General features: G+C 33.8%; 23 protein-coding genes. 13 read left to right on the plus strand and 10 right to left on the minus strand.

Going from position 1 to position 26,221, the window contains the following annotated elements; genetic code table 11:
* Nucleotides 1-3: 3 nt before the first annotated feature.
* Nucleotides 4-546 carry an RNA polymerase sigma factor gene (locus tag AC2D8I_RS04145; RefSeq protein ID WP_484704726.1) on the minus strand — a complete coding sequence of 181 codons (543 nt, stop codon included), beginning with the start codon at nucleotides 544-546 and terminating at the stop codon, nucleotides 4-6.
* 118 nt (nucleotides 547-664) lie between these two features.
* On the opposite strand from AC2D8I_RS04145, the gene AC2D8I_RS04150 reads away from it, so the two are divergent.
* Nucleotides 665-1,435 (plus strand): UDP-2,3-diacylglucosamine diphosphatase, encoded by a 771-nt coding sequence (locus tag AC2D8I_RS04150; protein ID WP_484704727.1) that lies wholly within the window; start codon nucleotides 665-667, stop codon nucleotides 1,433-1,435.
* Nucleotides 1,436-1,555: 120 nt separating this feature from the next.
* The gene (locus tag AC2D8I_RS04155) at nucleotides 1,556-2,401 is read left to right on the plus strand and encodes an alpha/beta fold hydrolase (RefSeq protein WP_484704728.1); all 846 of its coding nucleotides are present in this window, start codon (nucleotides 1,556-1,558) and stop codon (nucleotides 2,399-2,401) included.
* Between the two features lie 5 nt (nucleotides 2,402-2,406).
* Here the strand turns inward: AC2D8I_RS04155 and AC2D8I_RS04160 are convergent, their stop codons facing one another.
* From AC2D8I_RS04160 to AC2D8I_RS04175, 4 genes are all read right to left on the minus strand, one after another.
* The gene (locus tag AC2D8I_RS04160; RefSeq protein WP_484704729.1) at nucleotides 2,407-3,672 is read right to left on the minus strand and encodes an MFS transporter; all 1,266 of its coding nucleotides are present in this window, start codon (nucleotides 3,670-3,672) and stop codon (nucleotides 2,407-2,409) included.
* A 55-nt stretch (nucleotides 3,673-3,727) separates the two neighbouring features.
* Entirely contained in the window at nucleotides 3,728-4,081 is a 354-nt protein-coding gene (locus tag AC2D8I_RS04165) for a DUF6686 family protein (RefSeq protein ID WP_484704730.1), read from the minus strand.
* A gap of 64 nt (nucleotides 4,082-4,145) precedes the next feature.
* Nucleotides 4,146-5,837 (minus strand): single-stranded-DNA-specific exonuclease RecJ, encoded by a 1,692-nt coding sequence (gene recJ / locus AC2D8I_RS04170; protein WP_484704731.1) that lies wholly within the window; start codon nucleotides 5,835-5,837, stop codon nucleotides 4,146-4,148.
* A gap of 92 nt (nucleotides 5,838-5,929) precedes the next feature.
* Nucleotides 5,930-6,352 carry an OsmC family protein gene (locus AC2D8I_RS04175; protein WP_484704732.1) on the minus strand — a complete coding sequence of 141 codons (423 nt, stop codon included), beginning with the start codon at nucleotides 6,350-6,352 and terminating at the stop codon, nucleotides 5,930-5,932.
* A gap of 60 nt (nucleotides 6,353-6,412) precedes the next feature.
* On the opposite strand from AC2D8I_RS04175, the gene AC2D8I_RS04180 reads away from it, so the two are divergent.
* Entirely contained in the window at nucleotides 6,413-7,003 is a 591-nt protein-coding gene (locus tag AC2D8I_RS04180; RefSeq protein WP_484704733.1) for a carboxymuconolactone decarboxylase family protein, read from the plus strand.
* A 236-nt stretch (nucleotides 7,004-7,239) separates the two neighbouring features.
* On the opposite strand, the gene AC2D8I_RS04185 is transcribed toward AC2D8I_RS04180, so the two are convergent.
* From AC2D8I_RS04185 to AC2D8I_RS04200, 4 genes are all read right to left on the minus strand, one after another.
* Nucleotides 7,240-8,979 (minus strand): M28 family peptidase, encoded by a 1,740-nt coding sequence (locus tag AC2D8I_RS04185; RefSeq protein ID WP_484704734.1) that lies wholly within the window; start codon nucleotides 8,977-8,979, stop codon nucleotides 7,240-7,242.
* Between the two features lie 27 nt (nucleotides 8,980-9,006).
* Nucleotides 9,007-9,678, minus strand: a complete 672-nt coding sequence (gene rsmI, locus AC2D8I_RS04190) for a 16S rRNA (cytidine(1402)-2'-O)-methyltransferase (protein ID WP_484704735.1) — start codon at nucleotides 9,676-9,678, stop codon at nucleotides 9,007-9,009.
* Nucleotides 9,679-9,905: 227 nt separating this feature from the next.
* The gene (locus AC2D8I_RS04195) at nucleotides 9,906-10,265 is read right to left on the minus strand and encodes a DoxX family protein (RefSeq protein ID WP_484704736.1); all 360 of its coding nucleotides are present in this window, start codon (nucleotides 10,263-10,265) and stop codon (nucleotides 9,906-9,908) included.
* A 2-nt stretch (nucleotides 10,266-10,267) separates the two neighbouring features.
* Nucleotides 10,268-11,002 (minus strand): hypothetical protein, encoded by a 735-nt coding sequence (locus tag AC2D8I_RS04200; protein WP_484704737.1) that lies wholly within the window; start codon nucleotides 11,000-11,002, stop codon nucleotides 10,268-10,270.
* 108 nt (nucleotides 11,003-11,110) lie between these two features.
* Between AC2D8I_RS04200 and AC2D8I_RS04205 the strand changes: the two genes are divergently transcribed.
* The 7 genes from AC2D8I_RS04205 (at nucleotide 11,111) to AC2D8I_RS04235 (ending at nucleotide 20,505) form a co-directional block, all read left to right on the plus strand.
* The gene (locus AC2D8I_RS04205) at nucleotides 11,111-11,758 is read left to right on the plus strand and encodes a thymidine kinase (protein WP_484704738.1); all 648 of its coding nucleotides are present in this window, start codon (nucleotides 11,111-11,113) and stop codon (nucleotides 11,756-11,758) included.
* Nucleotides 11,751-12,857 carry an alanine racemase gene (alr, locus tag AC2D8I_RS04210; protein ID WP_484704739.1) on the plus strand — a complete coding sequence of 369 codons (1,107 nt, stop codon included), beginning with the start codon at nucleotides 11,751-11,753 and terminating at the stop codon, nucleotides 12,855-12,857. Before AC2D8I_RS04205 ends, alr begins: the two co-directional genes overlap by 8 nt.
* 220 nt (nucleotides 12,858-13,077) lie before the next feature.
* Nucleotides 13,078-14,064, plus strand: a complete 987-nt coding sequence (locus AC2D8I_RS04215; RefSeq protein ID WP_484704740.1) for an aspartate-semialdehyde dehydrogenase — start codon at nucleotides 13,078-13,080, stop codon at nucleotides 14,062-14,064.
* Nucleotides 14,065-14,116: 52 nt separating this feature from the next.
* On the plus strand, nucleotides 14,117-15,217 hold the full coding sequence (locus AC2D8I_RS04220; RefSeq protein WP_484704741.1) for a hypothetical protein: 1,101 nt from the start codon (nucleotides 14,117-14,119) through the stop codon (nucleotides 15,215-15,217).
* A 12-nt stretch (nucleotides 15,218-15,229) separates the two neighbouring features.
* The gene (locus AC2D8I_RS04225; protein ID WP_484704742.1) at nucleotides 15,230-17,254 is read left to right on the plus strand and encodes an FG-GAP-like repeat-containing protein; all 2,025 of its coding nucleotides are present in this window, start codon (nucleotides 15,230-15,232) and stop codon (nucleotides 17,252-17,254) included.
* Nucleotides 17,255-17,343: 89 nt separating this feature from the next.
* Nucleotides 17,344-19,515 (plus strand): prolyl oligopeptidase family serine peptidase, encoded by a 2,172-nt coding sequence (locus tag AC2D8I_RS04230; protein WP_484704743.1) that lies wholly within the window; start codon nucleotides 17,344-17,346, stop codon nucleotides 19,513-19,515.
* Nucleotides 19,516-19,596: 81 nt separating this feature from the next.
* Nucleotides 19,597-20,505, plus strand: a complete 909-nt coding sequence (locus tag AC2D8I_RS04235; RefSeq protein ID WP_484704744.1) for an ABC transporter ATP-binding protein — start codon at nucleotides 19,597-19,599, stop codon at nucleotides 20,503-20,505.
* Nucleotides 20,506-20,621: 116 nt separating this feature from the next.
* Here the strand turns inward: AC2D8I_RS04235 and AC2D8I_RS04240 are convergent, their stop codons facing one another.
* The gene (locus AC2D8I_RS04240) at nucleotides 20,622-22,343 is read right to left on the minus strand and encodes a WYL domain-containing protein (RefSeq protein WP_484704745.1); all 1,722 of its coding nucleotides are present in this window, start codon (nucleotides 22,341-22,343) and stop codon (nucleotides 20,622-20,624) included.
* Between the two features lie 94 nt (nucleotides 22,344-22,437).
* On the opposite strand from AC2D8I_RS04240, the gene AC2D8I_RS04245 reads away from it, so the two are divergent.
* The 3 genes from AC2D8I_RS04245 (at nucleotide 22,438) to AC2D8I_RS04255 (ending at nucleotide 26,125) form a co-directional block, all read left to right on the plus strand.
* Entirely contained in the window at nucleotides 22,438-23,046 is a 609-nt protein-coding gene (locus AC2D8I_RS04245; RefSeq protein WP_484704746.1) for a hypothetical protein, read from the plus strand.
* Between the two features lie 1,101 nt (nucleotides 23,047-24,147).
* Nucleotides 24,148-25,539 carry an RtcB family protein gene (locus AC2D8I_RS04250; protein ID WP_484704747.1) on the plus strand — a complete coding sequence of 464 codons (1,392 nt, stop codon included), beginning with the start codon at nucleotides 24,148-24,150 and terminating at the stop codon, nucleotides 25,537-25,539.
* Nucleotides 25,540-25,576: 37 nt separating this feature from the next.
* Nucleotides 25,577-26,125 (plus strand): hypothetical protein, encoded by a 549-nt coding sequence (locus AC2D8I_RS04255; protein WP_484704748.1) that lies wholly within the window; start codon nucleotides 25,577-25,579, stop codon nucleotides 26,123-26,125.
* Nucleotides 26,126-26,221: the final 96 nt, after the last annotated feature.

The following is a 26,221-nucleotide window of genomic DNA, read 5'->3' on the forward strand; positions in this document are numbered from 1 at the left end:
GAATTAAGAATGAATCGTTTTCGATTGAGAGCTGTATATGCCCTTGGCTTTTTGTAAGCATTTATACTTTTGGTTTTTTGCAACTTTTTCAGATTTAAACTGCATTTGTTTTGCAATGTCTTTAAAGGACATTTTTTTAATATAAAACCATTGTAATAATTGCTGGCAACGCGCTCCTAATTCTTGAAAAGATTGCTCTGCTAAGCGGTATTTTTTTTCTTCTAAAGCGCTATGTAATATTGTGGCTTCTTCAGGTTTTAAATTGTATACTTCTCGTTTAGAAAATTGCTTTTGTTGGTCTTTCCAAATAAAACGTGAGACAGAATATAAATAAGTGTAAAAAGAACAGGTTAATTTAAAATCTGTTTTTTTTAGGTTTCTATACAATACAATTAATGCTTCCTGAAAGACATCATTAGCATCAGCCTTTGTGCCGCCTTTATGTAGAATAACTTTTTCTATTCTAGGATAGAGCGTGTATAATTCTTTAAACGCCTTCTCGCGATACCCATTTTTAAAAAGCATTACAATTTTTTGATTCCTCATAAAAGTATTTTACTTATTAATGGACATTCTGTTAAAAGGTCTCCTAATTAATTTCTAAAAATTAAAAACTAAGGTAGGAAAATCGAAGTGATCTGGGTTAACTTTTTTATCTTTACACATGCAAATTCCCGAAGGAAAAAAAATATATTTCGCTTCTGATAATCATTTAGGAGCGCCAACAAAAGCACAGTCTATTCCAAGAGAAAAGAAATTTGTAGCTTGGTTAGATGAGGTTAAAAAAGATGCAGCTGCAATCTTTCTATTAGGAGATTTATTCGATTTTTGGGCAGAATACAAAACGGTTGTTCCTAAGGGGTTTACAAGAACCTTAGGCAAGCTAGCAGAAATTAGTGATTCTGGAATACCAATTTATTATTTTGTTGGAAATCATGATCTTTGGATGAATGGTTATTTTGAAGAAGAATTAAATATCCCAGTATATCATAAGCCTAAAGAATTTGTTTTTAATGATAAGCTGTTCTTTATTGGTCATGGCGATGGTTTAGGACCAGGTGACAAAGGATATAAACGCATGAAAAAGGTGTTTACGAATCCTGTTGCACAGTGGTTTTTTAGATGGCTGCATCCCGATATAGGTGTGCGATTAGCTCAGTATTTATCGGTTAAAAACAAATTAATTTCTGGAGATGAAGATGTGACTTTTTTAGGGGAAGATAATGAATGGTTGGTACAATATTGTAAACGGAAGTTGGAAGATAAACATCGTGATTTTTTTGTGTTCGGACACCGGCATTTACCATTAGATATTCAATTGAATGAAAACGCTAAGTATATTAACTTAGGAGATTGGATAGGTTATTATACTTATGGTGTTTTTGATGGGGAAACGCTTCAACTTAAAACTTACCAAAAAGAAGCGGAACTTTAAATTAGGAATTAAAATGTAAACAGGTTAGTTATAGGTGGTTCGACCGCGTCTATAACTGAAAGTTTATAAAAGGTTTTGCGTCTAAGAATAAGCTTTAATCCGTTTTTTAAACCATGCCGAATGAATTATACAAGTTTTAGAAAGTCACAAAAGTGTTTTATTTCTAGTGAAGGAGGTATAAAATATATAGACAAAGGACACGGTGCTGTAATCTTATTATTACATGGGGTTCCAACGTCATCATGGTTATATCGAAAAATGATTAATGGTCTTGCAGCGCATTATCGTGTTATAGCTCCGGACATGTTGGGTTATGGTAGTAGTGATTCCCCTCAAGGTTATACTATTTATTCTGAAAAAAATCATGCAAAGCGCTTACTGGCATTAATGGATAATTTGAAAATTGAAAGTTGGACACACGTTTTACATGACGCCGGAGGGTTATGGACATGGGCGTTGATTAAAATGAAACCCAATCGTATTGAGAGATTAGTGGTTTTAAATACAATTATATACGAAGCGGGATTTAAGCCACCTATACGTTTTAAAAAAGGAAGACTTGCAAAAATGGTCATGTGGAGTTATAAAAACGGTATTACTACAGGGATGATGTTAAAGGGGCTTTTTAATTCTGGATTGGTTAAGAATAATTTAAATAAAGATGATTTAAAAGGATATAGCAAGCCTTTAATGGAGGGGAAAACGAATGGGATGTATTATTTTTTTTCGCATACCTGTAATACATTACCTGTTTACGATGTTGCGTTAAGATCTATTAAAATACCTGTAATGGTCATCTGGGGGGAATCCGATATTTTTTTAAATTGGCAAGCTCAAAAGGAAAAAGTAATGACCGATTTAAATGTCTCTGAAGAGAATGTCCATTTATTAAATGCGCGCCATTTTATTCAAGAAGAGCAACCCGAAAAAATAAACAGACTTATTCTGGATTTCTTAAAAAAATAAAAGTACTATTGTTCTTGATGCTCTTTTATATCTTGTCTTAAATCGAGGGCTCTAAAGGATGGTAATGCTATTCCTGTTGTAATAACGGTGATTAAAGTCATTGTTCCACCAAAAACAACAGCGGTAACGCTTCCCATTAACTTGGCGGTTAAGCCGCTTTCAAAAGCTCCAAGTTCGTTAGAGGATCCTACAAACATAGAATTTACAGATGCTACTCTGCCACGCATATTATCAGGTGTTTTTAATTGAAGAATGGTTTGACGGATCACCATGGAAACACCATCTGTAACACCACTAAAAAATAGCGCAATTACCGAAATCCAAAACACAGATGATAAGCCAAATATGATAATACAAATTCCAAAACCAAAGATGGCTAGCAGTAGTTTTAAACCTGCGTTTTTACTTATAGGGATGTAAGCTGTTGTTAGCATTGTTAGAAAAGCTCCAACAGCAGGAGCGGCTCGTAAAACACCAAATCCTTCTGGACCAACTTTTAAAATATCTTGAGCAAAAATAGGAAGCAATGCAATAGCTCCACCAAAGAGAACGGCAACCATATCTAGGGTTAGCGCACCTAAAATAGCCTTCGTCTTGTATACAAACTTTATCCCTTCTTTTAAACTCTGCATAACAGGTTCTCCTATTTTTGGGTTTAATATGGGTTTTTTCTGTATCATAAAAACAGTAAATAATGATAAAATAACCAGTCCAAAAACAAAACATAACGTCCAGTGTACATTAAACCAATGTATCGAAAATCCTGCGAAAGCAGGGCCTAAAACGGAGGCCATTTGCCAAGTGGAGCTACTCCATGTTGCAGCATTAGGATATATTTTTTTGGGAACAATCAAAGCGATTAGAGAAAAAATGGCTGGGCCAAAAAAGGCGCGTAAAAAACCACCAAAAAAAACCAAAGCATAAATACTATGTAAAACGGTTTGGGTAGACCAGTCTTTTACTACTGGAGGCCAGGTAAGTAAAAAAAGACCTAGGCTAATTAAAGAAAAGGCGGCTATGCATAAGGCTAATAAGTTTCTTTTCTCTTTTTGGTCTACAATATGTCCTGCAAATAACGCCATACTCAATGCAGGGATAATTTCTAATAAACCAATAATTCCTAAGGATAAAGGATTTTTGGTAATAGAGTAAACTTCCCATTCTATAACAATGAATTGCATAGTCCAAGCAAATACTAAGGCAAAGCGCATGAGTAAAAAAATGTTAAATTCTTTGAATTTTAATGCTGCATACGGATCATTTTTTTGCATATATTTTAATTGTAAGACTGCTTTTTAAAAGTGTTATTTTATAATTCAAGCAAAATTAGTCTTTACAAAGTGTATTTAAGTAATCATTTAAATTTAATTGAAAAAGAGTGCCTTTTATAAGGTCTTCAACTTGGATGAGTTCTTTTTTATTTAATGCCAAATCAACTTTTGAGCTAGGTGTTTTTAATAGGATGGATTTTATTCCACAATTGTAATCACAACAGTTACAGGTTTCTCTGTTTTTTGCTTCAGCTATATGTCGATGAAATTGTTTAATCTCATTAGTTGTTAAATAAAACCCCATATTTCTAAATACAATTTGAGTTTTATTGCATCTAGTTATATTGTCTTCCCATTGGAAAGCTATTCCAAAGTCGTTATGGTATATTTTAAAAATCTCATTCTCCATATTAGATTATTTTCAATATCAAATATACTATTATTTATAATGAATCTAAATAATAATTGAAAATTTATTCTTTAATATCTTTTAATTTTAACTGTAGATTGACATTGCCTTGCCAGTGGTTTTCATCAACAGAGTAAGTTGCTTTGAATTTTTTTTCATTCTTAACTAAATCAATTTTGTCCCCTAAGCCAAAACCGATACAAGTTAATTTAGGATTACCACTTTGGGTTACAGTAACACGCAAGTGTGATTTATCTTCGCCAACGCATTTTCCGTAACCAGTATCTTTAAGGTTGGTACTCATAAATACAGGGGATAGATTTCCTGGTCCGAAAGGCGCAAATTGACTTAATATTCTATAGAATTTAGGCGTAATTGTATCTAAATCCAATTGCGAATCTATTGTAATTTCTGGGGTTAGGAGTTCTTTGTCAATTGTAGTTTCTACAACCTTTTCAAATTTATGTTTAAAAGCCTTGTAGTTTTCTGGTTTTAAGGTTAGGCCAGCAGCATATTTATGGCCTCCAAATTGCTCGATATATTCCGAGCAAGCTTCAAGAGCATTATAAACATCGAACCCTTTTATAGATCTCGCCGAAGCAGCGAGTTTATCTCCACTTTTTGTAAAAACTAAGGTCGGCCTATAGTAGGTTTCTATTAATCTAGAAGCCACAATACCAATAACGCCTTTATGCCAAGTTTCGCTGTAAAGAACAGTAGTAAAGCGTTCCTGTTCTTTTTGTGCTTCAATTTGTTCGAGAGCTTCCTTAGTAATTTGTTTGTCTGTATCACGCCTATCGGTATTAAAGGTTTCAATTTCTTCTGCGTATTTTATTGCTGTATCTATATTGTTTTGTGTTAATAGATCTACAGCATATTGACCGTGTTTCATTCTTCCAGCCGCATTTATTCTTGGAGCAATACTAAAAACAACGTCGGTTATGGTGAGACTGTCTTTTTTTAATTGATCAATAATGGCTTTAAAGCCTGCTCTTGGATTTGTGTTAATTACCTGAAGGCCGTAGTAAGCTAAGATTCTGTTTTCGCCAACTATGGGGACGATATCTGCTCCAATAGCAGTGGCAACAAGATCTAGGTATTGTATTAAGTCATCAATGGTTTGTTTTCTTTTTGAAGCTATTGCTTGTATTAATTTAAAACCAACACCGCAGCCACAGAGCTCATTAAAAGGGTAATTGCAATCGTCTTGTTTGGGGTCTAAAACAGCAACTGCATTTGGTACTTTTGATGCAGGTCTGTGGTGGTCACAAATAATAAAGTCGATGTTTTTTTTCTTTGCATAATCGACTTTATCGATCGCTTTTATACCGCAATCTAATGCGATTATTAAAGAGATCGTATTGTCTGAAGCGTAATCTATACCTTTATAGGAAATGCCGTAACCTTCATCGTAACGGTCTGGTATATAAGTTGTAATGTTTGAGTAGATACTTGATAGGTATGAAGCCATTAAAGAAACGGCTGTTGTGCCATCTACATCGTAATCACCATAAACCATAATATTTTCTTGGTTAGTAATTGCTAATTCAATCCTGGAAAGCGCTTTATCCATACCTTTCATAAGAAAAGGGTCGTGTAAATCTTCTAAACGAGGTCTGAAAAAATCTTTAGCTTGTGTGTAGTTTTCTATGCCACGTTGTGCAAGAAGTGAAGCAATAGGTGTTTCAACTTGCAGTGCTTTAGAAAGGTTTTTTACAATCTCAGTCTTGGGTTTCGGCTTTAGGGTCCAGCGCATTTATGGTTTTTGTTTTGTGCTATTGTATCTTGGTTTTACTACGGCTGTAATCTATTGATAGTCTTTTTTTATATAAAACTAAAAGTTAGAATTTAGTTATTGTGGAAAAAAACAGTTGTTTTTATTTCAGCAAATTTTCTAAACATTTCCATAACCCCACAATAAGTGTCTATAGATAAATTTACGGCTTTGTTTATTTTGGGTTCATCCAGGCTTTTTCCATAAAAATGATAGTCAATGGTTACTGTATGATAATATTTGGGGTGTTCTTCTGTTAGTAATCCTTCTACATCCATTTTGAAGTCGCTAATGTCTACTTTCATTTTTTTTAGAATAGAAACAACATCTAGACCAGAACATCCAGCTAATGCAGAAAGCATCATTGCTTTTGGACCTAAGCCTTTGTTAGTTCCACCATGTTCTTCCGACGTATCCATCATTACTTTGTGTCCGCTAGGGTTATCAGATTCGAAAAGCATATTGCCTTTCCATTGCGTTGTGATTTTATGCGACATTATTAAAGTTTTTTATCGTTAATTTGTAATATCAAAAATACCACTAAAAAAATAAAATTTATGCCGTTAATAACACCTTTAACTCCAGATCATGATTTAGAGACTAAAAAACTTGCTGAGTTTTTTAATGAAACTTTAGGGTTTTGTCCTAATTCAGTATTAACAATGCAGCGTAGACCTGCTATTAGTAAAGCTTTTATAAACTTGAATATGGCTGTTATGGCTAATGAAGGACGTGTAACTTCGGCGTTAAAGCGTATGATAGCCTGGGTAAGTAGTAATGCTACGGGGTGTCGTTATTGTCAAGCACACGCCATAAGAGCTGCAGAGCGTTATGGAGCAGAACAAGAACAGTTGGATAATATTTGGGAATACAGAACGCATCCAGCTTTTAGTGAAGGAGAACGTGCTGCTTTGGATTTTTCTTTGGCCGCATCTCAAGTGCCAAATGCTGTAGATGAAGAGATAAAAGCACGCTTGCATAAGTATTGGGATGAAGGGGAAATTGTAGAAATGCTAGGTGTTATTTCGTTGTTTGGTTATTTAAATCGTTGGAATGATTCTATGGGAACGACACTTGAAGGAGATGCTATTGATAGTGGAAATCAATATTTAGGAAAGCATGGTTTTGAAGTAGGAAAACACGTGTAATTAAATAGAGATTTATTTGGATGGTTACTCCCTGTAAATCTTTGAATTAAAGAGATAAATAAAAAAACCTTACTGCAAATAGTAAGGTTTTCTTATTTATGAATAATGTTAAGGTGTGTTTTTAATCTTTATATTATTAAGTAAAAAAGGAACAGATATAGTGCTTGTGCTTTTTATAGAGGTACTTCTTAGTGTAATCCAAATTGTTAAAACCGCTTTCTTAAACAATATAAACTTTAGTTATTGAGATTAACTATAATATTTGTAGCCTTAGTTTTAATGTTGTCTTGAGCGTTTTTAATGCTTGAATCTATAAGGGATGTGTTATTAACCATATCTCTTGTTGTTGCTAGAGCTTTAATATACCAGTCTTCCCATGCTTTTATTATTGCAATTTGAGTTTGTAGAGGTTCGCCTTTTTTTAAAGCATCTTCACTTTGTTTTAATTCTTCATCAAGTCTTTTGTAGGCTGCTGTTTTAATTTGTGTTATTATTTTTTTAGCGAAATGTGCATCTGCATTTATAAGTTGGTATGCGGCGTAAAGCGATGCTATACCAACGTTTTTAAGTGTTTTTTTAGAAACTTTATCGATGCGATCATTGTCTGTGTGATAGAATTGATCTGTAAAATGCCAAAATAATACACTAGGGATATTTGATTTTAAAAAGGGAACATGATCGCTACCACCTTCAAAAGGGTTTGTGTTTACAATCCAGTTAGTTTTTTTGCCTTGAGTTTTGAAGGTGTGTATTAAAAAATCATTTAAATAATGAGGTTTCATTTCTTTTAGAGTCATTTTTCGTCCTCCCCATTCTGTGTGTTTGTCGTTTCCTCTTGTCCATACCGCACTAGGATCAGGCATTTTTTCAATTAAAAAAGAGCCGCCAGTAATATCTGTATTTTCGCCAACCATATCTAGACTAATACCCCATTTTATACCTTTTGAACGCGTTTTATTTTCTTGTACGTATCTGCGTGTCGAAATAATTTCATCTCCCCATAGAAAAGTGAGTGTGCGTTTGGGGGTAAAAGTATTGTTTTTTATCATCTTGGCGGTAATGGTGGCCATTTCTAAAGCAACTCCAACTCCTGTGGCATTGTCGTTTGCTCCAGGCTCTTGAACATGAGCGCTAAATACTAATCGTTCATTTGGAAGGGTATTGCCTTTTACATCTGCAACAATTGTTAGTTCTTCCGATTTGTAAATTTTTGTTTCTATAAAAACATTTAGTTTTACAGGACCTTTGTTTAATGCTGCTTTTAGGCGTTCTTTAGCAGCATAGGACATTGCTATAGCCCATCCTTTTATGTCTTGGTTTAATGGAATAGATCTAAACTGAATCGATGTTGTGTTTTTTTTAGGTTGTAAATAGCTAGGATTACTATAAGATAAGATGCCAATAGCACCGCCTTTTACTACCGCTGTTTGAAAAACTCTTGCAGGGTTAGATTCCACAAAAACTATTTTTCCGTTTACGTTTGTGTGCTTTAATTGTTTAATGTCTTTAATATGAATAACTTCTGCGTGTACGCCATCTTTTGGAGTGCTATAAGAATTTATAGCTAGCATATTTCTGTTTGTTTTATGTTGTAATAGAGGGGTTTCAATCCCGTCTATTTTAACAATGGCATCAATGGATTCCCAGGTAGGTTTTTTGAGTATGCGTTTTTCAATCCTGTAAGTTAAAGGAGTATTAGAATTTGCGTTTTCTTCAAGGATATAGCCTGCTTTTTCAAGTTGTAGTGCAATATGATGGATGCTTTTGTTGAATCCAGTATTGCCAACGATTCGCCAATATTTTTCTACAAAAGCTGTGGTTTCATACGCTAAATCCCCTGAGAACTCTTTGTTGATGGTATTTAAATAATTAATAGCAGATTGCTTTTTGTTTTGCGTCGTAGGGGATATTGATGAAGACTTACAGGCAACTAATACTAATACAATTATAAGAATACTAAGGTGTTTTTTTAACATGATTTTTTTGATTGATGTTTTGATGAATTATTTTTTTCCTGCTACAACGATTACGATTTCACCTTTTGGAGGTTTGTTTGTGTAATGTTCTAAAACTTCTTTGGCTGTTCCGCGAATAGTTTCTTCATATAATTTGGTGAGCTCTCTAGAAACAGAAACAGATCTGTCTTCTCCAAAATACGTGCAAAAATGGCTGAGTGTTTTTATAAGCTTGTGTGGCGATTCGTAAAAAATAATAGTTCTAGTTTCTTCAGCTAAAAGTAGTAATCGTGTTTGGCGGCCCTTTTTTACGGGTAAAAACCCTTCAAATACAAATTTGTCGTTTGGTAACCCACTATTTACTAAGGCGGGGACGAATGCTGTCGCACCAGGAAGGCAATCGACTTCAATATTATTTTCTACGCAAGCTCTTGTAAGTAAAAAACCAGGATCGGAGATGGCTGGTGTTCCAGCATCACTTATAAGTGCAATGGATTCTCCGTTTTTTATACGTTGAACAATATTGGTAACAGTTTTGTGCTCATTATGCATGTGGTGGCTTTGCATTTGAGTAGTGATTTCAAAGTGTTTTAAAAGTTTTCCTGATGTTCTGGTGTCTTCAGCTAAAATGCAATCTGCGTTTTTTAAAACAGTAATTGCTCTAAAGGTGATGTCTTCTAAGTTTCCTATAGGTGTGGGTACGATATAGAGTTTGCTCATTGATGAAATTGTTATGATTTCAAATTTACGATCTTTTTAAGTGTTTTTGATGTAAGCGTTTTATATTTTCAAAATCACAAAAAAATACTATTATTTTAATGCTAATCGGTTCTTATTTAGTTTTAAAAGGTGGTGAGCCTGGTGTGGATTTGGTTATTAGTATGAATTAAAGGGGGATGTAGTAGGGGATGAGTGTTTTTATTATTATATTAAATTTATTCAACTAATTAAGATGCTGATCTTACTAGTTTGCCAAAAAAATAGGATATTAAAATGATGGGAATTGCTATGGCTGATAAGCCAAGACCATGTCCAGCAAAATAATGAGCAGCCGTTGCTAGAATAACATCAAAGAATATGCCTGCATAGGCCCATTCGGTAAGCCAATTGCTTTTACGCCATAATATCATAATAACAGCAAGTATTTTTAATATGGCTAAGGGGATTACAATGTATGTTGGGTAATTTAAGGTCTTAAAAAAGCCTTTTACCATTTCTGTATTTGAAAAATACATATTTGCAGAATACAGCATTATAACGCATATTACAATAGTAGTAATCCAATACGTTAGTTTTTGAATTCTCATCCTTAATTAAATTTAGCTTCTAATATTTCCATAAAACGTGTTTCATAATCTTCTTTGCCTTTCCAGTTATTATAATCTGGTTTTACAATATCTTTAATTAAGCGAGAAGCTTCTTTATAAGACTTAAAAGTATTTAATTGGGATAAAACGCGATCATAGTCTTCACTTTTACCTTCAAACAAGTGTTTTATAAAGGCTAATTTATCGTTTAAACCAATAGATAGCCCCGATTTTAGTTTGTCGTTAAGTGATTTTTTATCGTCTTCAATTTTTATGTCTGAAGCTTTTTCAAAAACAGGAATGTCTTTAAAATCTGAAGTAATATCTTCCAGATTGTTTTTTGGAGGTTTTGTATTGGGGGTTACAGCCTCAAATAGATCGTCTATTTTTTGTGTTTCTTCAGGCATTTGAGCCACAATGTCTTTTATTTTTTCCATTAAAGGCTCTGTGAGTTCTTCGGCGTCATTGTCGTCTAAATTAACGTACACTTTATTCTCAACCTCTATGTTGTCACTTATCTTATTATTAAAGGCAGTGTCTAGCATTCCAAAAAAAGAAGAGTCATTTCCAATGGTGGGAAGATTCTCTTCAAAATTCTCTTGAGCAAACTTTAAAACAGTTAATTTTTCATACAAAGCGGTAACTTCGGCGTGCATTTTATTTACATCTTCTTTCCCTCTTAATTTTAGAATCTTATGAGCAATGCTTATTAATTCTGATTCTAACTTCTTCTTCATAAATTAAAATTTTTAAGTTTAATGCAATTTAGGCTTTTGATTTTTAATAAATTTGACCCACCTTTATAAAGAATAAAAGGGATTTCATTATAGTGCTAAAATTACAAAATGTTTCTTGAAAATACAGTAAATCAAAAAGAACAATTTGGTTGGATTGAAGTTATTTGCGGATCAATGTTCTCTGGTAAAACAGAAGAACTCATTCGTAGGCTTAAACGTGCTCAGTTTGCAAAGCAAAAAGTGGAGATATTTAAACCAACCATTGATGTGCGTTATGATGAGGAAATGGTGGTTTCACATGACGCTAACGAAATTCGTTCTACACCTGTTCCTGCGGCTGCGAATATTCCAATATTAGCAGATGGTTGCGATGTTGTAGGAATAGATGAAGCTCAATTTTTTGATGATGAAATTGTGCGAGTTTGTAATGATTTGGCAAACAAAGGCATTCGGGTTATCGTTGCTGGCTTGGATATGGATTTTAAAGGAAATCCTTTTGGGCCGATGCCTAATTTAATGGCTACAGCAGAATATGTTACAAAAGTACACGCTGTATGTACGCGAACAGGGAATCTGGCGCAATTCAGTCATAGAAAGACAAAAAGCGAAGATATTGTTATGTTAGGAGAAACAGAGGAATATGAGCCATTGAGTCGTGCAGCATATTATAAGGCTACAATACGTGAAAAGATAAAAACGATGAAGGTGAATGATGCTGAGGAAGTAACATCAAAACAAAAAAAATCTGATGCCTAGAGTACAAGAAACAACTTTGGAAATAGATTTAAAAGCACTTAAGCATAATTTTGAGTTTATTAAATCTAAACTTAAAGAAAATACGAAGTGTTTGGCTGTTGTAAAAGCATTTGCTTATGGTAGTGATGCTATTGAAGTTGCTAAGTCTTTGCAAAAATTAGGGGTTGATTATTTTGCGGTAGCTTACGTTAAAGAAGGTATTGCGCTTAGGGAGGCAGGGATTATAATACCTATATTAGTATTGCATCCGCAAGTTCTTAATTTTGATAGCTTAATAGAGCATTCTCTTGAACCTAGTTTATATTCTCATCGTGTTTTGAAGGCTTTTATAGAGGTGTCCAAACGAAAGGGGTTGAAAGACTATCCGGTACATATTAAATTTGATACAGGATTAAATAGATTAGGGTTTGTAGCAGAAGAAGTTACTACGATGCTTGCTATGCTAAAAGAAAACAGCTCGATTAAAGTAGTATCGCTTTTCTCTCATTTAGCAGCTAGTGAAGATGAGAATGAAAAGGATTTTACAAAAGGTCAAATTGAGAGATTTAAAAATGTATCAAAGAAAATAATAGAGGGGTTAGATTATAAGCCAATGCTACACCAATGCAATACTTCAGGTCTTCTAAATTATCCTGAAGCTCATTTTGATATGGTAAGAAGCGGTATCGGGATGTATGGTTTTGGAAATGATCCAAAAGTTAATACGTCTTTAAAACCAATAGCAACACTTAAAACAATAGTTTCTCAGATTCATACACTAAAACCTGGGGAAAGTTTAGGTTATAACCGTGCATTTATTGCAACTAAAACAACAAAAACAGCAACACTACCTATAGGACATGCCGATGGTATAAGTAGGCAATTAGGCAATGCTAAGGGTTTTGTTACCATAAACAAACAGAAGGCTAATATTCTTGGTAATGTGTGTATGGATATGATAATGGTGGATGTTACAGATATTGTTTGTGAAGAAGGAGATGAGGTTATTGTTTTTGGGGCAGAGCATACTGCAAACGATTTAGCGTTAGGGATACAATCAATTTCTTACGAATTATTAACGGCGATATCGCAACGTGTAAAGCGAACATTCTGCAAATAAATTAATACTAGATTTAAAATAAGGTTCCAGGCTGGTTAGAATGGACTTTGTTAAAAAAATGCGATTGAAGGCAACTGCTTTTTTTTAATGGAATAGCAATTCTGTGCGTTGTAGCGTTATTTTTTTTGATATAAATTTTCATAAAATATTTTTTTTTCAATTTAAATAGATTGAAATGGTATAATTTTGTGTGAGTTGTGGTTAATAAAAAAAATAAAAAATGAAAGTAGCAGTTATAGGTGTCACGGGTATGGTTGGCGAAGTGATGCGTAACGTTCTGGAAGAACGTAATTTTCCGATAACAGAATTTATCCCAGTAGCATCAAAACGTTCGGTGGGAAAAAAAATAACGTTTAAGAATAAGGAGTATACTGTGGTTAGTATTGAAGATGCTGTTGCAATGTGTCCAGAGATTGCGTTATTTTCAGCTGGAGGTGAAACCTCTTTGGAATGGGCGCCAAGATTTGCTGCGGTCGGTACTACAGTAATTGATAATTCTTCAGCTTGGCGAATGGATAATAGTAAAAAATTAATTGTTCCAGAAATTAATGCTAATAAATTATCTAAAGAAGATAAAATTATAGCTAACCCTAACTGCTCTACAATACAAATGGTAATGGTCTTAGCGCCTTTGCACGAGCAGTATAAAATAAAACGTATTGTAGTTTCGACTTACCAATCGATTTCTGGTACAGGAATAAAAGCAATGCGGCAATTAGAAAATGAATTAGCAGGGGTAAAAGGAGAAATGGCTTATCATTACCCAATACATAAGAATGCAATTCCGCATTGCGATGTGTTTGAAGCGAATGGTTATACCAAAGAAGAGATGAAGTTGGTAAAGGAAACTCAAAAAATACTTAATGATACAACAATATCGATTACCGCAACGGCGGTTCGTATACCTACTTCTGGAGGGCATAGTGAAGCTGTAAATGTAGAGTTTGAAAATGATTTTAATCTTAATGATGTGCGTCGTATTTTAAACGAAACAAACGGCGTTGTTGTTCAAGATAATGTCGATGTGAATACTTATCCAATGCCAATATATGCTAATGGTAAAGATGAAGTATTTGTGGGGCGTATTCGTAGGGATGAGTCGCAACCAAATACTCTAAATCTTTGGATTGTAAGCGATAACTTGCGTAAAGGAGCAGCTACAAATACCGTTCAAATTGCTGAATATTTAATATCTAAAGTGTTATAAATGTGATTTTTTTGTCATAAATTCACCGCTTATTAAGTTAAAAAATGAATTTATGGCAAAAAAAATACTTTTATTTGTTCTTACCTTTAATTTATTAACATATGCTTCATGTGGGTCTGATGATGATTCAATTGATGATTCAGGTTTTATCTACGAGCCAGCGCCAACATCTCCTGTGGTATTTAATATTGAAGAGGTCCCTTATGCTAATCTTTCAGATTACAATCTTTTCGAAGGTGATTTAAAGGCGTTAAATCCTGTTTATGGCGTCCTTCCCTATGAACCAATTAATGCATTGTTTACAGATTATGCACATAAAAAACGTTTTTTATGGATGCCAGAAGCTGTAAAAGCAACTTACAATCAGGATAATACTGTTTTAAACTTCCCAATAGGAAGTCTGCTTATCAAAAATTTTTATTACGATAATGTGCAACCGTCTAATGAGACAAAGATTATCGAAACCCGAATTATGATAAAAAAAAATGAAGGATGGGTGTTTGCAAATTATATATGGAACGATGAGCAGTCTGCTGCGGTTTTAGATTTAACAGGAGGAAATACAAATATAGAATGGATTGAGAATGGAGTTGTTAAAAGTACTAATTATAGAATTCCTTCAGAGAGTGAGTGTTTTATATGTCATAAAAATGCAGAATATGCTACGCCTATAGCGGTTAAACCTCAAAATTTAAATAAAAATTACCCTTATCCAGATGGCGCTTTAAATCAATTACAGAAACTTGTAGATTTTGGGTATTTGGAAGATGATTTACCAACAAATATTAATACTGTAATTGATTGGAAAGATGAATCTATGCCAATAGATTTAAGAATGAGATCCTATGTAGATGTCAATTGTGCGCATTGTCATTCTGTAGATGGACATTGTGATTATAGGCCTGTCCGATTTGCTTTTAGCGAAAGTGAAGATGAGGTGGATTTAGGTGTTTGCGTTGAGCCGGATACCGGAATTCCTGGGATGACACATATTGTGAGATCGGGAAATATTGATAGATCTGTTTTGTATTATAGAATGAATAATACCGATGAGCAGTATCGAATGCCAATATTGGGACGTACTCTTATACATGAAGAAGCAATAGAAATGGTCGAAGAATGGATAAATAGCTTAACTATAACTTGTGATTAATACTCATTAACTATGAAAAAAATAATTTTACTAACAACAGCTTTTTTTAGCTTTACTTTTTTATTCTCTCAAGACACTTTTACTTGCAATGCTGCTTTATTGGTAACAGCAGGCCAGTATACTGTTACTGGTATAAACGGTACGGAAGTGCCAATGCCAATCTGTTCAGGAAATGGTATAGGAGCTACCAATGGAAAATGGTATAAATATATAGCTAGTCAAGACTATTCTTTAACGGTTTCTACAGATTTAACTACTAATAGCGGTGGAGACACAAGGTTTCAGGTGTATACAGGGGATTGTGCAAGTTTAGTGTGTCATGCAGGAGATGACGACTCGGGGACTGGACTCTTATCAAAAGATACATTTAATGTAGCGCAAGGCGAAACGTATATAATTGCTTTTGACGATAAATGGAGTGATGCTGGTTTTGTTTTTGAAATTTCAGAATCGGATCCAGTTGTTGTTGAAACAGCACCGATTACATTTACTATACAAGGTGTAACAACAACAGGGGAAGAAATGGCGGTAGTAGATATGAATGGGGATTTTCTAGATGATATTGTTTCTATAGGCGGGACCAATGTAAATATTCTACATCAGCAAATAGGTGGTGGATTTAATACGGTAAATATAACAACGCCTTTGGCAGATTTTACTCCTAATTGGAGTTTGTGTGCTGCAGATTACGATAGAAACGGTTATACCGATTTGTTGTATGGAGGTGGTAGCGGTGTTACCTTTATGAAAGCCAATGCTGATGGATCTGCTTTTGAAGAATCTTCAGGAAGTGATTATGTATTTTCTCAGCGATCCAATTTTATAGATATTAATAATGACGGCGATTTGGATGCATTCGTATGTCATGATGTTGCCGAAAATGTTTACTATATTAATGATGGTTCTGGAAATTTAACTTTTTATCAAGGGCAAAATGTTGATGGTGTGCCCAACGGTTTAGGAATATACAGCTCAGGGGGGAATTATGGTTCTCTTTGGGTGGATTATGATAATGATGGCGATATGGATATGTTTATTGCTAAATGTGGAGGAGAAGAAAATAGACGGAAAAATCAAATGCATAGAAACGATGGTAACGGTAATTATACAGAGGTTGCTGAAAGTATTAACCTGTCAGATCCTATGCAAACTTGGTCTTCCGCTTGGGGAGACTATGATAATGATGGTGATATGGATGTTTTTGTTGGTGCCAGTACTGGAAGTCATAAATTAATGCGTAATGATATAAGTGATTTAGGTGTTTTTACAGAAGTTACTATGGAAGCGGGTATCTCAACGTTTACTGCGACAGGCATAGAGAATGTAACCTATGATTTTGATAATGATGGAAATTTAGATGTGGCTTCAAATGGAAGTATTTTATTTGGAAATGGAGATATGACATTTAATGTCTTTCAAGATATAATGCCTATTAAAGCTTTTGGAGATTTAAATAACGATGGGTTTATTGATGGTTTTGGGGCTGGTAATATATATATGAATGATGCGAATAACAATAACTGGATTACAATTAACCCTATTGGTACAACTAGTAATATAAATGGAATAGGGGCTCGTATTGTTTTAGAAACAGCTTCAGGGACACAGATTAGAGATGTAAGAAGTGGTGAAGGGTTTGCATATATGAACACTTTGAATACGCATTTCGGAATTGGAACAGAGGATCAAATAATAACGATTACAGTGTATTGGCCATCGGGAATCGTAGATCAAATTCTAAATCCTAATCTTAACGCATCTATAGCCATAGTAGAAGGAGAACACCCCTTGGGTTTAGAGGCTTTTGTCGTAGACGATTTAATACTATATCCAAACCCAACAAGGCACAGTTTAAATCTTAATAAAACGTATCAGAATACTAGTGCTGAATTTATGATTTTTGATATGATGGGTAGAATGGTAAATAAAGGATTGATTAAAGGGAGTATTGATGTTAGTCAATTGCATACAGGAAATTATATGCTTAGAGTTTCTAGTGATAAAGGGATTACCGTGCAGAAATTTATTAAGCAATAGATTTATTATAGACTTAAAAAAAGCGCTTATATAATTAAATATAAGTGCTTTTTTATTTTATTTTTATGGCAACTAAAAGAAACAATACAATGAAAAAAGTAGCAATTTGCTTGTTAACCCTTTCAATAATTATGTCTTGTAAAGAAGAGGAAAAACAAAAACAGAGAAAAGAAATAGCCGTTACTTATCCAGAAACAAAAAAAGTAGATACGGTTACTAATTATTTTGGAACCGATGTGAAAGATCCTTATAGGTGGCTGGAAGATGATAGGAGTAAGGAAACGGAAGACTGGGTTAGTAAGCAGAATGAAGCGACTTTTGGGTATTTGGAGCATATTCCATATCGTAATGAGCTTAAAGAACGCTTATCTACATTGTGGAACTATGAAAAAGTAGGAGCGCCTTTTGAGGAAGGCGATTATACTTATTTTTATAAAAACGATGGCCTTCAAAACCAGTATGTAATCTATCGTTACAAAACAGGGGACGACCCGACAACAGCAACAGTGTTTTTGGACCCTAATGCATTTAAAGAAGACGGTACTATTTCTCTTGGAGGCACTAGTTTTTCAAAAGATGGAAAAACATTAGCTTACGCTATTTCTGAAGGAGGAAGTGATTGGAGGAAAATCCTTGTTATGAATGTGGAAACCAAAGAAATTGTTGAAGATACTTTGATTGATATTAAATTTAGTGGGATGTCTTGGTACAAGAATGAAGGGTTTTACTACTCAAGTTATGATAAGCCTAAAGGAAGTGAATTATCGGCTAAAACAGACCAGCATAAAGTCTATTATCATAAATTAGGGACGCCACAAAAAGAGGATGAGTTAATTTATGGGGGGATACCTTCAGAAAAGCATAGGTACATATATGGTACGGTAACAGAGGATGATAAGTATCTTTTAATATCGCCACGAGTATCTACTTCAGGGAATAAGTTATACATTAAAGATCTTGCCAATAAGAATTCTAAATTGGTTGAGATTGTAGGGAATACAGCTAGTGATACTTATGTTATCGAAAATGAAGGAAGTAAATTATATCTAGTAACTAATTTGAATGCTCCTAATAAAAAAATTGTGACTGTTGATGCTGCAAATCCTACACCAGAACATTGGGTAGATTTTATTCCTGAAACAGAAAACGTATTAAGTCCTTCAACAGCAGGAGGTTATTTTTTTGCAGAATATATGGTAGATGCTGTTTCTAAGGTATTGCAATATGATTATAAAGGGGAAATGGTTCGCGATGTGAAATTACCAGGCATTGGAAGTGCTAGTGGTTTTGGAGCTAAAAAAAATAGTAAAGAGTTGTATTATTCATTTACAAACTATGTAACACCAGGAAGTATCTATAAATATAATATAAAAGAGGGGACTTCGGCGTTGTTCCGTAAGCCAAACATCGATTTTAATTCAGAAAATTACGAGAGTAAGCAGATCTTTTATAATTCTAAAGACGGGACTAAAATCCCAATGATTATTACCTATAAAAAAGGGTTAAAGTTAAATGGTAAAAACCCAACGATACTCTATGGTTATGGTGGGTTTAATATTAGTTTAACACCCTCATTTAGTATTGCTAATGCGGTTTGGATGGAACAAGGAGGTGTTTACGCTGTTCCTAACCTTCGTGGTGGTGGAGAGTACGGTAAAAAATGGCATGACGCAGGAACACAACTTAAAAAGCAAAATGTTTTCGATGATTTCATTGCGGCAGCAGAATATTTAATAGATAAGCAATATACCTCTTCAGCGTATTTAGCAATCCGTGGCGGATCAAATGGAGGTTTATTGGTTGGAGCAACGATGACACAACGCCCAGATTTAATGAAGGTCGCTTTGCCTGCTGTTGGTGTTTTAGATATGTTACGTTATCATACCTTTACTGCAGGAGCTGGTTGGGCATATGATTACGGTACAGCAAATGACAATAAAGAAATGTTCGATTATTTAAAAGGCTATTCGCCTGTACATAATGTAAAAACAGGAGTTGAGTACCCTGCAACTATGGTAACAACAGGGGATCATGATGATCGTGTGGTGCCGGCTCACAGTTTTAAGTTTGCTGCCGAATTGCAAGAAAAACAAATCGGGAATAACCCAATATTGATTCGAATAGAAACAGATGCTGGTCATGGAGCAGGAACTCCAGTGAGTAAGACCATTGAGCAATATGCAGATATTTATGGGTTTACACTTTATAATATGGGGTTCGATGTTTTACCAAGTAAAATGAAAGAAGAATTTAAAGATTAATTCTATACTCATATAAATGATTGAAGCCACTTGATTTTAAGTGGCTTTTTTTTATGTTATTTTTGTAATTTAAATCATCAAATGCTTCAAGTAAAAAATATAATATTCAGTTACGATAAAGTAAACATTTTAAATAACCTTTCCTTTGTGGTTGAAGCAGGGGAATATCTTGCCGTCATTGGAGAAAGTGGTTCTGGAAAAAGCAGCCTTTTAAATGTGTTGTATGGGGAATACGATTTAGATCAAGGCAGTATATTTTGGAAAGACGAACCGGTCTTGGGTCCTAAATACAATTTGGTAGTAGGCTACGATTTTATGAAATGCGTCACACAAGAATTCGATTTGATGCCTTTTATCTCGGTAGAAGAAAACATAGGAAAATTCATGTCTAATTTTTTTCCTGAAGAAAAAAAGAAGCGTGTTAAAGAATTGCTAGAAGTTGTAGAGTTAACTCTGTTCGCGAAAACTAAAGTAAAGTTTTTAAGCGGTGGGCAAAAGCAACGTGTAGCTTTAGCAAGAGCCATTGCAAAACAACCAGAAATTATACTATTGGACGAGCCCTTTAGTCATATAGATAATTTTAAAAAACAATCGTTAAGACGGCGTGTTTTTAGCTACTTAAAATCGAAAAATATAACATGTATTGTTGCTACACATGACAAAGAAGATGTATTAGGATATGCCGATAAATTAATTGTCTTAGATCAACACAAAATAATAGCTAATGATACACCTCAGCAATTATATAAAGAGCCTAAAACGCCATTGATAGCCTCGTTTTTTGATGAATTTAATACTATTAATGGTGAAATTGTTTATGCAAATCAGTTGCAAGTCGTTAATGTTTCGAATTTAAAAATAGAGGTCAGTCAATCCTATTTTAAGGGGCATTATTATTTAATTGAAGGTGTTGTAGAAGGAAATAAAATTTTTTTTGAACACCATTCAAAAATAGAAAAGGGAGAAAAAGTATTTTTAAAATCTAGATAAACAAATTAGCCTAGTACGTTTTTTTTTGATTGTTTTTTTTGAAAAATAGTTGACCTAATAAAGCTTTGTTTTAAATTTAATATTGTTGATTTAAAAAAAAATGAGCCCTAAGGATCTTATATTATTTCCTTTTCGGCATATGTTAATCCATTAGGTAATTCAATTGAAGAAAATTCCAAATGTAAAACGCGCCTTCTTTTCTGTTGGATGGCTTTGGAAGAGGCATGTAATAACAAAGGTTTTAATAATTGTACGCCACCAGAACTCACTTCACATGTAAAAGGAATGGAGTTTTCGGAGATTAATTTAATTTCCTCATTATTTAATCGCTTTTTATGGGTACCCGCAATCACTTTTAAAGCGCCGTTTAAATAGTTGGTGTCATCCAAATGAATACGCATTGAAAAAGTGTCTTTAGAAATATTTTCTGGAGGCCGTACGCTAATGACTCCATTTTTATTGGTCCAGGCATTAAAGTCTTCGGTATCTATTTTTGTGGCGACATTTATGGGGATGTCTTGATGCCAAGTTACATACCAATTATCCTTTGGGGACTTGTCAAAATAGATGGCCTTTGTTAAAAAAGCATCTTTGTCAATGGAACGGATTATTTTTTTAAAACTCTTGTTGAAAAGAATGGCTTTTAATTCTGGTAATTTTAGCAACACCTCTCGCATTCCAAAGGACTGCTCGTCGTTTAGTTTTATATAAGTGTCTAATTTGCTTTTTAGTTTTCGAATGTCTCGTTTGCTGTATAACTGGTTTAAAATGGTAAAGCCTTTAAGTTTTAATCGTTTTGAGATGGTTTGTAGCCCATTGTCGCTTATTTCGGTTTCATAAGCGTCCACAGCATCATACAATCGCTCTTTTATGTTCCGTTTCAGACGCTCGGGGCCAATGACCTTAATGGCTTCCCCTAAACCTAGAATCTCTTTTTCTAATTCGAAATTCAACTGGACATCCAAAGAAATGGTGATGCCATAATTATCCTTTTCAATAACTTTTTGGGAATGGTGAAAAGGTTTTGTTATAACATATGGAGCGTGCTTATGTGTAATGTAAAGGATAACATGTTCTGTTTTCAATGTGGGGCTAATGGATACACCAATGGCTTTTTTGTAGAAAATTTCGGAGTCGAAAGAGGCATCAAAAACAAAAGGGTTTTTACTTTTTTTAATACTGATAATGCGATCTAAAGCCAAATTTAAAATGCCCTCGTTCTTTCTTTTCTTTCCGATGACGAACCATCTGTTTCTATATTCTTTTAATAAATGAGGGTGAAAGGTAAATGTGCTTTCTGCTCTAGCTTTAAAAGATTTGTAGGTAAGCTCGATCGCTTGTTTCTTTAATATGAATTGATAGAGTATGTCTAAAAATTCCAAGCCTTTTAAGTTTTCGTTTTTTTCAAAATCGATTAATGGTTTTTCTTGCGTCTTTTGGGTGTAAACATGGTCTTCCAGTTTTTGAACCATACTTCCTAATTTCTTAAAATGCGAAAAACCTTGAAATTGTTTCAAAAAGGAAACGGCTTCCGATAGTTTTGTTAGGTCTTGACTGGAAATAGGGCTGTTGGTAATGCTGTAGTCCTTCTGGTCGTATTTGTAGTATTTTCTATTGTAAACAACGATTGGTGCATTGTAGCCTAATTTGTCGCTACGCATCATTTGTATGTCCAATTGAATCGTACGTTTGCTTATATCTATGTCTTTGCCTTCGTATTCGTAAAGGGCATTAGAGCAGGCTTCGATAAGGTTATCCAACGTCCATTCTCGATACTTGTTTTGTAAACATTTATCTATGGTTTTATATCTGATTAATGCGTTTTTATTTACAGCCATTTTAAATAATTTATTCTCTAAAAATATTTAAAAGTAATGATTGCGCAAAAAGATTGCGTATTAATCTAAAACCTTTGTTTAAAAGAATTAAAAAATGGAAGCACTTAAGCTTAAAATATTCAATGTTTTAGTTGAAAACATATCAGTTTCAGAATTTGAAAATTGGCTGTATTCTTCAGAATTTTTAAAGAAAAAATTAAAATCCAATTCTTTAATATTCAGTGTAGTTAATCTTAATTATAGAGAGAGTGACATTGTTATAAAACTTAAAGAAATAGCCTCTGAAATTTTTAATGAGGATGATAAGTTAATCATTAAAATTCAAGTAGGATGTAAAAATATAGTTAGAGCAAATAATTCAGAAGAAATTAAAGATAACATTTTAAGAATAATTGAAAATTTTGATTTTGATGATGATTTCAAAATTTTGTGGGATTTTTATAATTTGTATCATTCTTTTGAAGGGTATTACGATAAAAGTTTTTCAAAAAGTAGTTATGAAGCTATTGATGAAGAATCGAAACAATTAGCCGAAGAAACACTAAAATTACTGGAAAGCTGTAAAAGTATTGAAGATAAAATAAATATTTTATCATTAAAAAAAGAAGTAGTAAAGACAGAAGAAAAAGAGAGTTTTGCAATCGTTGAGAATGAAAAACGCACATTGTTGAATAAATGTCTTGCTTTTTTCAAAAAAATATAATACTTCGTATTATCGGTATGTTTTTTTTAGAGATTTAAAAATAAATTTTGATAATTAAAAAATAAATCTAAATATTTGCAATGCAATAAAGCAACAAAATAATATTAACTAAAACGAAGCGTATGTATTTATTCATATCAAAACAAAATAGACCAAAAGGGATTCTACCTTTTGTTGTGCTTCGAGCGTATAGTTAATACCACTTTTCATAAATAAATGAAAAATCCGAAGCAAATAAAAACCTGTTTCGGATTTTTTGTTTCCAAGCATTAGCAAGCCAGCTAATAAACATTCAAAACAGTAACAACAATAGAACCAGAATTGCACTTTGTTCGTAGTCGACACGTTCAAAATGTATTTCACAAAACAAAATTAAAAATGAAACACATACATACAATCTAAACACCGATTCCTAATTGGGAGTAATTACTGGAATCATTAAAAAAAGACAAAAACAATGAGAAAAGGTCTAATGAAACCTGTAAACATAAAAGAACAAAGGCAAAAGAAAGTCTGACGCTTATTAGAAAGATTAGGGAATTACAGCGTAAGCTGGGATTTATAAAATTAGAAAAACCCATACGACACGGTTGGTTTAAATAAATCACAACAACACATCGTATAGAAATCTTTAAGAATAAGAATCTGATTTTAGAAGTTTACGATACGTTTGAAAAGTTCGTTTGGGCAAGAACCAAAGAAAAAGCAGCTTTTAAGTGCTAGCATCAAACGTCTCAACATCTTATTTATAGAGACATTCCAAGGCTAAGCAAAAAACAATACAATAAGTTAAGTGAAGGTGTACAATGCTTATGTGGTCCGTTTTAATATTACTAGGAAAAGCATAATATAAAAACGAGCTTATAAAATTACGTTTTCAAGAGCATATATAACGCATAGATCCATTACTGCAAAGTGAAAGCAATTTAATAGAGTAGGAGTTTATTAAAAAAAGGATATTACAATGTGACTCAAGCTTATTCTGGTTGGGAAAAATATTAGAGTCCAATCACAAAGAAACCAGAAAAGTTAAAAACAAAAAGACATCTAAAGAGGCTAAAAAAAATGCGCTCTTGAAGATATCATTAACGATACCATATCATGGGAAAAAAATTAAGCGGAAAAGACTTAATCAAATTAGGCTTTCCGAAAAACAATAGCATCAATGTGGCTTTGGGTCAGATTAACCGCTATCAAAAACGAGTTAAAAAAGAACAAATATTAACAGAAGCAAAAAAAGTATTATTAAACCCAGAACATTATAAAGGGGATGGCGTTTGGGGCAAAATAGCCGAAAGCTTGCTAGATCCCGTAGTCGTAAAAAAGCAAGTGTTAAGTACGCATCGCGCGCCGTTTCAAATTTATGGAGAAAATGAGATAGCTGATCAAGCAAAATACCAATTATACGATGCCTTAAAATTGCCAATCGCCGTATCGGGCGCTTTAATGCCAGATGCTCATGTAGGTTATGGCTTGCCAATTGGAGGTGTATTGGCAACAAGAAATGCCGTCATTCCTTATGGTGTAGGAGTAGATATTGGGTGCAGAATGTGTTTAAGCATTTATCCAGTTAAAGCATCTTATTTAAAAGGGAAAAAGCATCAATTGGAAAATATTTTGTCGGAACACACCAAGTTTGGAATGTACGAAACACATAAAGTAAAACACGATGATCCCGTTTTTGAACGAGAAGAATTTAAAACAATTCCATTAGTAAAACGCTTGAAAGATAAAGCATATAAGCAATTAGGAACCTCAGGAGGAGGAAATCATTTCGTGGAATTTGGAGAAGTAAGTATTCTAGATGTAAATAACGAATGGGATTTACCAATAGGAGAATACCTAGGTGTTCTGTCGCATAGTGGATCCCGTGGGTTGGGAGCCAACATAGCAAAACACTATACGTATTTGGCAACAAAACAATGTCCGTTACCAAAGCATGTACAGCATTTGGCTTGGTTGGATTTAAACACGCATGACGGACAAGAATATTGGTTGGCTATGAATTTAGCAGGAGATTATGCGCAAGCTTGCCATGATAATATTCATAAACGAATTGCAAAACTATTGGGAGAAAGACCAATAGCTAAAATAGCTAATCATCACAATTTTGCTTGGAAACAAGATGTGAATGGCGAAGAATGCATAGTGCACAGAAAAGGAGCAACACCAGCTAAAAAAGGAGAGTTAGGTGTTATTCCAGGCTCTATGACAGCGCCAGGATTTATAGTACGAGGATTAGGTAATAAAGATAGTTTACAATCGGCATCTCACGGTGCGGGCAGATTATTATCCAGACGACAATGTAAAATGACATTAACGCAAAGTGCCGTTAAAAAAGAATTACAAAAGCACAAAGTCTCTTTAATTGGAGGCGGTATTGACGAAGCGCCAATGGCCTATAAAAATATTGAAAAAGTCATGCGAAACCAATTAGAATTGGTAGAAGTCGTTGGGAAATTCACTCCTAAGATTGTAAGAATGGATAGATAGAAAAAGGGCTAAATTTTTCTTAAAAAACAAATGAATTATGGGAGCAAATCATAACATAAAAAGATACGGAGAACAATGGCCAAACTATAGAATAGAACAAGGGTTGGACATATTGAATAAATTAAAAGCATGGGTTATTATTTCTGGAGGTTGGGCTTGGCACTTTATGTCGCCAGAAGATCATACAGAATACAAACATGCACATGACCATAAGGACATCGATATTTTTGTGCATCCAAAAGAGGTGGGAGAAGTCATGGTGATACTAGCAAACGAAGGATTTGAAAAAGCATGGACAAGATACGATCATATACCTAGCAATGAGAATTTTAGACGTTACGAGAAAAAAGATTGGCTAGAAACAGGGAAACAAGTAAGAGTAACCATAGATTTTTTTGAATCTAAGACTATTGAAACAATAGAAGTTAATGGTTGGAAAGTAGTCGAGCCAAAAACCTTGTTAAGTTATTATTCCAGTATTCATTCAAGTGATAAATGTTGGGCAGTAAAAGCAGCATTGCAATTGGTTGAAAAAGGCGAAAACCCAGTAGGGAATGCATTACTGTCTAAAAACCCTTTAGAGTAAGTATAGAAAATAATAAATAATATAAAGGGTGTTCCTCTTTTTTAGAACGGATAGTATGGCTCTCTGGTAACTCTTAGAGCATCCGTTTTAACATAA

Source organism: Lacinutrix sp. YIN62 (assembly GCF_057219185.1).